This is a genomic window from Chroococcidiopsis sp. CCALA 051 (assembly GCF_003015105.1).
Classification (GTDB): Bacteria; Cyanobacteriota; Cyanobacteriia; order Cyanobacteriales; family Chroococcidiopsidaceae; genus Chroococcidiopsis; species Chroococcidiopsis thermalis.
In genome coordinates, this window is record NZ_PYCI01000192.1 from 1 (window position 1) to 10,389 (window position 10,389).

The following is a 10,389-nucleotide window of genomic DNA, read 5'->3' on the forward strand; positions in this document are numbered from 1 at the left end:
ATGTGTTTGCACCAGGAGATCACGCCAGTACGTTTGGGGGCAATCCATTTGCCTGTGCGGTCGCCTTGACGGTGTGCGAAACGCTCGCCAAAGAGAATTTATTAGAAAATGTCAGCGCCCGTGGCGAACAGCTCAGAACGGGCTTGCGGGCGCTGGCAGCCAAATATCCCGCGCTCATCACTGACGTGCGCGGTTGGGGTTTAATTAATGGGATGGAGTTAGCTGCTGAAAGCGAAATTACAGCAGCGGATGTAGTTAAAGCGGCGATCGCTGAAGGTTTATTACTCGTGCCAGCCGGAGCAAAAGTGCTGCGCTTCGTACCACCCCTGATTGTTACCGAAACAGAAGTCAATCTTGCCCTACAAGCATTGGAAACAGCGATCGCAGCAGTGCAAGCATAAAGTAGGGTGGGCAACGCCCACCTCACAAAAACTATGCAGCCAAACCACTATGCCTCAACAAAGGCTCTGTACTCGGCTCTCGACCTCGGAAGGATTTAAACACATCCATTGGATGTTGGCTACCACCCAAAGCCAGCACGGTATTGCGAAATCGTTTCCCCGTCTCAGTCAGTGCCTGGGGATTATCTAATCCAGCTTCTTCAAATGCTCCGAAGGCATCAGCACTGAGGACTTCTGCCCATTTGTAGCTGTAGTATCCCGCAGCGTATCCGCCAGCAAAAATATGTCCAAAAGAACACAAAAAGGCATCTTCTGGTAATGGTGGTAATACGGTTGTCGTCTTGGCGATGCGCTGGCGTACGTCACTGGCTGTCTCCATACCACCAGGCTGATAGCGATGGTGCAGTTCCAAATCGACTAAACCGAAGTGTAGCTGTCGTAGCATCGCACTACCGCTCATATAATTGCGAGCAGCAATGAGTTTTTGATAGTAATGCTCTGGCAGAGTCTCGCCAGTTTCGTAATGCTTTGCCATTCCCATCAAGGTTTCTCGATGGTAGCACCAGTTTTCCATGAACTGGCTAGGTAGCTCAACTGCATCCCATTCGACGTTATTAATCCCAGCTGCCCCTGCATCGTCTACTTTAGTCAACATGTGTTGCAACCCGTGACCAAACTCATGGAATAAAGTCTCCACTTCGTTGAAAGTCATCAAGCTGGGCTTGCCATCAACGGGAGGAGTTTGGTTACATACTAAATAAGCTACGGGTTTGCGGGTGGCAACTGTACCCTCGTGAGTTGTCAGTTTTGCCCGACCGATACAATCATCCATCCACGCACCACCCCGCTTTTCCGCTGGACGGCTGTAGGGGTCTAGATAAAAATAGGCGATTGCTTCTCCTGTTTCGTCAGCAATCTGAAAATATCTCACATCTTCATGCCAAACTGGTGCTTGACCGTCCGCAGCAGTAACAGTCACCCCAAATAACTTGTTGACTAGAGTAAATAGCCCGTTTAATACTTGGGGTAAGGGGAAGTAAGGGCGCAGTTCCTCTGCACTAAAAGCAAATTTTTCTTCTCGTTGGCGTTCTGCCCAAAATGCAATATCCCAATGCTGCAAGTTGCTGCCTTCTGGCGCTCCTTTAGACGCAGCAAAAGTTCTCAAGTCTTCTAAATCTTGCTTTGCAGCATCGTAACTAGCGCGTCGCAATTCCTCTGATAAAGTCTCTACTGCATCGACGCTGGGAGCCATTTTACTAGCTAGACTTAATTCTGCGTAGCTATTAAACCCAAGCAAATTGGCTTTTTCGCGTCGTAGTTGTAAAATCTTTTCAATCAAAGGAGTATTATCTAAATCTCCAGAGGAAGCGCGACTAATAAATGCTCTATATAGTTTTTCTCGCAAATCCCGACGTTTGCCATGCTGCATGAAAGGCAAGTAACTAGGAAAATCCAGCGTCACGCGCCAAGGACCAATTTCCGGTGTTGCCTTTTCTTCCCCTGCGGCACGGGCGGCTTGAGCTGCTAGACTTAACCAACTAGGAGGTAAGCCTTCTACTTCATCTGGTGATGTCAATGTCAGGCTGAAAGCTTTGGTTGCGTCTAAAACGTTGTTAGAAAACTTGGTGGTAAGTTCAGCTAACTCTAATTGAATCGCATTAAAGCGATCGCGTTGCTCTCCTGCTAGACCTACGCCCGACAGCTCGGCATCTCGAATTGCTGCTTCCACAATCCGTTTTTGAGCATCTACTAAGGTATTCCAAGTTTCGCTAGCTCGTAATGCTTTAAAAGCTGCGTAAAGCGGCTGACTTTGACTAAATTTGTTATAAAACTCTACGACTTGTGGCTGTACAGTTTCGTAAGCTGTCCGCAGTTCCGGGCTATTCTTTACGCCCATCAAATGCCCGACAATACCCCAACTCCAGCGCAAGCGCTCTGACAAGCGATCTATAGGTTCTACCAACCCACTCCAGGTTGGCGTGACGTTTGCTTCTAAATTCGCTAGTTCTGATTCTAGTTCCGCCAGCAGTTGTGTCATGGCTGAAACCACATGCTCTGGCTGAATATCTGCAAATGGTGGCAATCCCTGACCTTTTAATAATGGATTGTCAACTGTAGCGATCGCACTCATAAGCGGTTCTACTTTGTATTAGTGTTACCTCCATTATCGTTAACACCTACAACTACCGCCGAGTGTTGAATGCCGTAAGCTGACATTGCTCGTCGGCTATGAGTCACTAGTGAAAATACCAAGAATGACGAATGACAAATGACTCACCTAAACAATTTCTACATTCCTGACTAATAGCAGTTGATCCACGTCTAACATGAATATTGTCAGTGGTGGTTCTGTTGCTGGAATCACGGCTACGTGAGTTGCAAAGCCGAATATATCGGCATTGCGGTAAGATTCTGGCAAAATGCGCACGCAAGACAAGGGTACGTCCATCAAAGTAGGAACTTGAGCAACGGGAATGGCATAAAGTTCTCTTTGTCTGTCTTGGACGAGCATCAAATAACCCCGCTTTGCTGGATCGAGATTGCCGCTAGACTGAAATAATCGCCGCTGGAGATCGACCACCGTGACTTCGCGATCGCTCAGATGAATCAATCCGACTCCATGTTGCCCGCTACCATAAACTACTGTCTGTGGCAGTACTTTTACAATGCTATTAATATGTAAAGCTAAGTTAAACTCGCCCATTTGAAACATCACGATTTTTATGGACGTAGCTGTTTCTTGAGCAATCTGTCCTGTTGCTTGAATTTTCGATCTAACTAGAGCGCTTGCCATGTCAGTTAATAGGGAGTAGGAAGTAGGGAGCAGTTATCAGTGACCAATGACCAATGACCAATGACCAATGACCAATGACTAAGGAGTAACAGCTTCTGCCAGGAGTTCTTTAACGGCTGCTAAGAATTCTTGCTCGATGTACGGTTTGGTGAAGTAGTGTTTAGCGCCTAAATGTTTAGCTAGCTGTTGGTGTTTTTCACTACTACGGGAAGTGAGCATCACCACAGGAATTTTTGAGAGTTGTGGGTCTTGCCTACGATGGCTGAGGAACTCGAAGCCATTCATGTTTGGCATTTCCACGTCGGAAATTACAAGTTGGATAATGTGTAGATTTTGTTGTAGTTGGTTGATTGCCTCTCGACCGTCTCTAGCTTGTAAAACGCGATAATCAGCTTTTTGGAGAGTCAGCGCCAAAGTCTGCCTTACGGTAATTGAGTCATCTACCACCAGCACAGTTGGAGTCACAGTTTTAACTGGGGGAGCTGATGGAGTAGAAGTACTATCATCTGGCAGTTCCGCAACAGGCAAGCTGGGTAATGCGGAAACGTCACCAACACGCCGTCCGTCGCCAAAGAAGGATTGCAACAGCCCAGATACGTCAACGACTGGGATCAAACAACCATTACCCAAAATCGTACAGCCATAAATATATATTGGTGGCGCGATCGCGGGACTGAAAGGTTTAATGACGAGTTCTTGCTCGGTTACCAAGCGATCGACTTCAATAGCAATCAGCTGGTCGTCTTGTTCTAACAACAGAATTGGTGCTGCCCAGTCATCAGGGGTAGGCACAGTTGCTAAACTTTGATTTTGTTGAGTTTCCGGTAACGGGCAAGAATATTGCAGAAGTTGGGATAGGTGATAGGCAGGGACAATATGACCTTGCCAATGCAAAAATCTCTTGCCGCTACTGACTCTCACCTGATCGGGTTGGGGAATTAAAATTTCAGCAATACTGTCAGAAGGTAACGCCAGAGCAGTGGAACCAACAAAGCAAACGAGTAGTTTGGCGATCGATAATGTCAGTGGAATGCGTAAGGTAAAAGCAGTGCCGCGCCCTGGTTCAGAGTTAAGCGTCACGCTACCTTTAAGCGATCGCAATTGGTCGCGTACCACATCCAGTCCTACACCTCGACCGGACAGCTGGCTGACTTGACTTGCTGTAGAAAATCCTGGTTCAAATAGCAATTCTAACAACCGCGATGGCTCGGCAACGGCTGCTTGTTCTGGAGTTAATAACCCCATGTCTATTCCTTTTGCTCGAATCCGGTCTAGGTTAACACCCCGCCCATCGTCTCGCACTTCAATCATCGTCTGGCTACCTTGGTGATAGGCACGAATTTCAATCGTCCCTTGCTCTGGTTTGCCCCGTTGTTGTCGATCTTCTGGCATTTCAATCCCGTGATCGAAAGCGTTGCGAACTAGGTGTACTAACGGATCGTTGAGTTTTTCTAGCACGGCCCGGTCTACTAAAACCCCCGTTCCGTTTAACTTGAGTTCTACTGGTTTGTTGTACGAATTAGACAAGTCGCGCAACATGCGTGGGAAACGGTTGAGAACTTCACTCAAAGGCAACATCCTCGCCCACATCAAGTCATCCCGCAAATGACTCAGCATTTGGCGTTGTCTTTCTAGCGTTTGACTAGATTGTCCTGCCAGTAACACCACGTCACCCACAGTTTCTTCCAATTGCATGATTTCTTCTAGAGTGGTTTGTACCAGGGAGTGTAACTCGCCATAGTTATCCATCTCCAAAGAATCAAAGCTTGTTTGTCCGAATGAGGCAAGTCCTGTAGGTGCGATTGCAGTGATATTTCCAGAATTAGATTTTCCTACGGCACTACTGGATAACCCTCTATAGCTCTGAGGAGCGACTAACATCTGGTCGGCAAAATCTCGCAAGTTATGAGCGATTTGTCTGAATTTAGCAAAACGACGCAGTAAAGCAACGATAATTGCTTGCATTTGATCGTTTTGCAGTGCCAGACTGTTGCGGTTAATTGCCAATTCACCAACTAAGTTGTTCATTCGTTCCAGTCGCTCTAGGTCAACGCGCACTGAAAGCTGAGATAGCTGAGGAGTAGCAGCCTTATTACCAGCTTTACTTGTTTCTGGTGCTTGGCGTGCTACCCCAGAAATTTTAAGCGGAGCTGGATTGCTAGGGGCGATCGCGGTAGTCTTTTCTGCAACTGTCGATACCTTGGGTGTGGTTGGTACTATAGAAGCCGATCGTCCAGTCGGTAGGGCAAGATCTTCTAGTGGTGGTAGATTGCCAAATATCTGCTCGACTGATTGAATTGCGTCTGATGGATTTTCCTGAGCGCTGCGATCGGTGGCTTTTTGCTCAGAAGCAGCAACGACAGCAGGCGTAGCTGGCTCTTCTGCTAATTTCAAGTCACCAAAAATATCATCTAGCGATGGAATAGAGGCGCTATCTGCTTGAGGTGCGGCGCTTGGCGAGGCATCTGCGATCGCGCTGTCTTGACCGATACTACCGAAAATATCGTCCAGATTGGGAAGCGCAGTAGTTTCGGGCGTGGTTGCAGGGGTAGCAATCGGTGTTGCGGGGACATCAGTTTCTACTAACGTACCAAATACATTCTCTAAAGATGTTTGTGCAGTTGGAACTGCCGTCAAATCGCCGATTGCATCTAATGCGCCAAATATATCTTCAACCGTTGAGTCAGGAATTGCTGGCAATGGCATCGATGCCAAATCTACCTCTGCCAAAGCGCCAAAAACATCGTCCACTGGCATGTTGAAAACGGCTGGGGCGGCTGCCTCTACTAGTGCTGCTAAAGCTGGGGAGAGATTGCCACCAGATGTGCGATCGCCTGCCATCACTGCTTGTCTACCTGCCTCAAAGTCAGCTAGAGCGAGTTGAGCAATCTGTAAAGCTTGCTCTGGATGAGCGTCGATTGCGGCGATTGCGGTAGAGGCGATCGCGCCGAATCCTGGCAGGTTTAACAACTCGGCAATACCTGCAAATACTTCTGCTTGCGCTCGTAATTCTCCCGCAATTTCTTTACCTGTAGGATCGGTTATGACAGCCGAGAGTCGCTCGATTCCCTGAGCAACATCCACCTCAAAAATCGAAAGTGCAATATCTACCCCTAGATCGACAGAGCTAGGTAACTCCGCCGCTCCTTTCAAGAAATTTCCTATACTAGATTCGATCCGAGCAAACACTGGCTCTGCTGTTGCCATTGCCTGCTCGTTGTTGCACTGACCGTTTTCAATCTGCTCGATTAATGGTAGACGCAGACAGTCATAAGCTTCTAGTAACAAGCCTTCTACTTCGGCATTAATATCTAACTCTGGGTTGTGCAACCCTTTAAAGATATCTTCTAGGCTATGAGCTAGGGTTTTAATCGTGTCTAGACCAACACTCGCCGCCCCTCCCTTAATTGAGTGAGCAGCCCGCATCATGTTATGAATTTTGGCGGTGCTGCGTTCCGTTCTGAGCGTCAGCAATTCCTCTTCAATGAGCTGCAATAGCTCTGGAGCTTCTTGAATGAAGAATTGATAAGCCTGGTCGCGAATATCAGAGTCGATCGCCATACAGAATAGGGAGTAGGGAGTAGGGGAAGATAAGTGGCTAGTGGCTGGTGACTAGTGACTAGCCACTAGCCACCGATCGCTAACTCACTTTGAACTGACTGACACTGGCTTGCAGTTCTTGTGCTAGTGCTGAGAGTTCTCTAAAGGAGCTGGAAACTACGGTTGCTTCGTTGGAAGTGCGGTCGGAGATCGCCACTACATCTGTCATGGTGGCAGTCACTACTTCAGATGTTTGGGACTGCAACACCGCAGCAGAAGCGATCGCGGCTACGAGTTCACCGATCTGTTGACTCGCTGTGGCAATTTGGTTCAAGCTTTGACGAGTTTCATCGACTAACCTGGTTCCAGAAACAACTTGTTCTGTGCCAGCTTCCATTGCTGCTACCACTTCGTTTGTCTCTGCCTGAATGTTGGCAATCAAACTTTCAATTTCTGCGGTTGCTTCTGCTGATTGCCGCGCCAAGACGCGCACTTCATCAGCTAGTACGGCGAATCCTCGTCCTTCTTCTCCAGCACGGGCAGCTTCAATAGAAGCTTTTAATGCTAATAAGTTGGTTTGAGCGGCAAATCTACCAATTAAGTTCACGACTTTAGAAATCTTTTGAGAGGATTCACCCAACTGCTTCACTTTTTTCGAGGTTGTCGTTACTGTGTCCCGAATTGCCATCATTCCTTCCACTGTTCGGTTCATCGTCGTACCTCCTACTGCTACCGTTTCGGTTGCTTGTTGTACGACTGCTTCTGCTTGGGAAGCACTTGCTGCTACAGCACGAATTGAGTCGGACATCTGTTGAATTCGCTCTAGTGCTTCAGTAATGACCTCAGTTTGCCGCAGCGCTTCTTGAGATAGTTCGCCGACAGATCGTTCGCTGCTAGTGGTCGTGCTGGCTACTTGTTGCGCGGCAGTTTGTACTTGCGTCACGATTTTTCGCAAGCTGTTAATTGTGGCATTGTAAGAGTCGGCGATCGTCCCGATTTCGTCTTCAGTGACGTTAGCGCGTACTGTTAAGTCGCCGCGACTAACTGGATCGACTTGCATCAGCAGTTCTAAAGCACGTTGCTGCATGAACTCTCTAGCGTTCTTTTGCTGCTCTAACAGAGATGCGCGATCGAGAGCGTAGCCAATTTGCGTTGCTAATTGCCGGAAAAAGTCCATTTCTTGCTGCTGCCAAACACGCGCACCAGAACATTGATGAGCAATTAATAAACCAAATAACCGATCGCCCTGCACGACTGGCGCGACCAAATTTGCTTTGACGCTAAATTGTTCGAGTTGTTTGCGATAACAAGCAGTCACTCTCGGTTCCTTGTATATATCGCTAATGCTCGTGACTTGTCCCTTCTTGTAGCGTTCTACCTGACCTTTCTTCAAGCAGGGATCTTCAATCTCAGCTCCCATTGCTACTGGAAAACCATTAGCCACCGACTCAGCTATAATTGTCCCCTTCCAGTTAGTCGGGTCTAAACCGTAAACCACCACTCGGTCTGTGGCGATCGCTTGCCGGATATTATCAGTAGCAACATTCAGGACATCTTGTAGGTTGCTGATTTGAGCAATTTTGAGCGTGATATCTTTTAGTAGCTCGCCGCGCTTAGCTTCGTCTTGTTGTTCTTGTAATAGATCGATCCGGTGCAAAGATGACCCTAATTGTAATCCTAAGCGCTCTAGAAAATTAATTTCTGCTTGCTCCCAAAGATGCGCTTTTGAGCAATATTGAGCAAATACTAAACCAAAAAGCTCGTCGTTTTTAATAATTGGTGCAACTAAATTTGCTTTAATTTTCAATCTTTCAAGTAATTGAATGTGGCAATCAGTTAAGCCTGCTCGATAAATATCGTCGATCGCCCTCACCCGAGCTTTCTTGTATTCTTCCGCTTTTTTTGCCTGCATACAAGTATCGGCAATCGTCGTGTTAAGGCAGGACGGTAAACCAGGAATGGCTGCCTCGGCAACAACTATTCCACTCCAATCAGGGTGGAAGCGATAGACTACTACTCGTTCTACTTGTAATACATCGCGGGTGGCTTTGACTGTATGAGCTAACACGTCTTCAACTGTTTGAAAATCTCGGGTTTTCGCTGCCAAATCGCCAAAAAATTGAGCGTATTTTGCTTCTTGGCGACGAGCTTCCAGATTGGCTTCAATATTAGCCGCCATCTGATTCAATTCTTGCGAGAGAATGCCAATTTCATCGTGGCGATCGCTGGCTTCTTCCAGTCTCGTGCCAGTCTCTCCAATCCCAATTTGTTGTGCGAAACTTGCTAAACGTTTGAGCGGTCGAGAAAAAGAGCCTGCTACTGGAATTGCAACTAAACCAATTAATAGTAACATTCCCCCAGAAACGCCATAGGCGAAGAGTTGTTGTTCGCGAATGTGAGCTTCTATTTCATCTAAAGGTGTACCGACAAAAGCCATTCCAACAGGCTTGGCTTTGTCTGGATTCAAAATTTTTTCATGGTCGTACAGAGGACTGTATGCTGTAAGATACGTTTGCCCCAAGATATTTGTCTGACCGTTAAATTCCTGCCCCCGATCTAAGACTTGCTGTGCTACTTCTCTGGCAGCTCGCGTACCAATTGCTCTAGATTTACCGTCTGTATATGGGACAGTCGTTGTCACCCGCCAATCTTGAGCAAAGATTGTTGATAAGGAAACTTTTTCAAAGTCTTTAAAACTATCTACCTGCCCTGGTGCTTGATTGATTACAGAACCGACGATGACAGCACCTACAACTTTTTTACCTGCTAGAATTGGCTGTACTGTCATCCCTACCAATCCGATTTTCCCCGCATCAACGTTGTAAGTCCCATTGGGAGAGGGTTGTTTGCTTGGTGGTAAACCTGCTGTCGGTTGGGAACGAATACCAATATTCGCTTGCTTATCTTGCCCTAAGCGTTTGAGAACACTACTATTAATGAGTTCTAGACCGCTTAAAACTTTTCCTGTTTGCAAAGCGTGTTGGACGATCGGCACATCCCCTAAATTGATACCAGTTGGCAGAGAAACTTGGCGGTAGGGAGGATTGAGTTCTACTTTATCTACAGGTAAATTTAAATATTCTTCTGATAAGGTACGAATACTTTGAGCGATTGTTTTTCCGTCAGCACCTACAATGACACGGAGGTTTTTTTCTACAGAACCACTACCATCTGTGACGCTAAATTTGCCCAGAAAAGTATTGAGAAACTGGCGTTGAGCTGCTACCTGCTGCCGATCGCGCAGATCGATCTTCATTGCTTGTACGACTTCGGCGACCGTATTCGCTTCTGTAGCTGATTCCGTAACAACCCACGTAGCATAGTTAGATAAGAAACTAGCTTGAGCTTTTTGTAAAAATGTTTGAGCGTTCTGTATTTCTCTTTGTCGCGTCACAGCAGCATTTTTCTGCGTCACTACGACTATAGGCAGTGCCGCACTCAGCATTAACAATAGAGTTAGCTTGGTGCGAAAGCTAAAATTGTTCCACGGTTGACTGCGACGCTGCTTGCCAACAGCAGATCCATTTGGCGATCGCGGTGGCTGCGAGAATGTTTTGACCTCAGAGTTTGAGACTTGGGGAGTTTGTTTGAGGCGAGAATTTAGCATAGCAGATACGTTTTCGAGGGAGTAGGGACTGTCTCTTATACACATCT

General features: G+C 47.0%; 5 protein-coding genes. 1 reads left to right on the top strand and 4 read right to left on the bottom strand.

Annotated elements, in window-relative coordinates:
• The coding region (locus C7Y66_RS28490) for an aminotransferase class III-fold pyridoxal phosphate-dependent enzyme (RefSeq protein WP_146149902.1) at positions 1-401 on the top strand (401 nt) is incomplete at its 5' end.
• Between the two features lie 31 nt (positions 402-432).
• On the opposite strand, the gene C7Y66_RS28495 is transcribed toward C7Y66_RS28490, so the two are convergent.
• From C7Y66_RS28495 to C7Y66_RS28510, 4 genes are all read right to left on the bottom strand, one after another.
• Positions 433-2,532: a M3 family metallopeptidase gene (locus C7Y66_RS28495; protein WP_106548143.1), complete on the bottom strand. Its 2,100-nt coding sequence runs from the start codon at positions 2,530-2,532 to the stop codon at positions 433-435.
• Positions 2,533-2,679: 147 nt separating this feature from the next.
• Entirely contained in the window at positions 2,680-3,195 is a 516-nt protein-coding gene (locus C7Y66_RS28500) for a chemotaxis protein CheW (RefSeq protein WP_015152319.1), read from the bottom strand.
• A 78-nt stretch (positions 3,196-3,273) separates the two neighbouring features.
• Complete coding sequence (locus C7Y66_RS28505; RefSeq protein ID WP_106548144.1) at positions 3,274-6,756, bottom strand: hybrid sensor histidine kinase/response regulator; 3,483 nt, start codon at positions 6,754-6,756, stop codon at positions 3,274-3,276.
• A 79-nt stretch (positions 6,757-6,835) separates the two neighbouring features.
• Entirely contained in the window at positions 6,836-10,387 is a 3,552-nt protein-coding gene (locus C7Y66_RS28510; RefSeq protein ID WP_233222895.1) for a methyl-accepting chemotaxis protein, read from the bottom strand.
• Positions 10,388-10,389 lie beyond the last annotated feature (2 nt).

What these genes read in the sequence shown, in the direction of transcription:
- C7Y66_RS28495 (WP_106548143.1), bottom strand. Translation starts at nt 2,532, where the DNA reads ATGAGTGCGATCGCTACAGTTGACAATCCATTATTAAAAGGTCAGGGA.
- C7Y66_RS28500 (WP_015152319.1), bottom strand. Translation starts at nt 3,195, where the DNA reads ATGGCAAGCGCTCTAGTTAGATCGAAAATTCAAGCAACAGGACAGATT.
- C7Y66_RS28505 (WP_106548144.1), bottom strand. Translation starts at nt 6,756, where the DNA reads ATGGCGATCGACTCTGATATTCGCGACCAGGCTTATCAATTCTTCATT.
- C7Y66_RS28510 (WP_233222895.1), bottom strand. Translation starts at nt 10,387, where the DNA reads ATGTGTATAAGAGACAGTCCCTACTCCCTCGAAAACGTATCTGCTATG.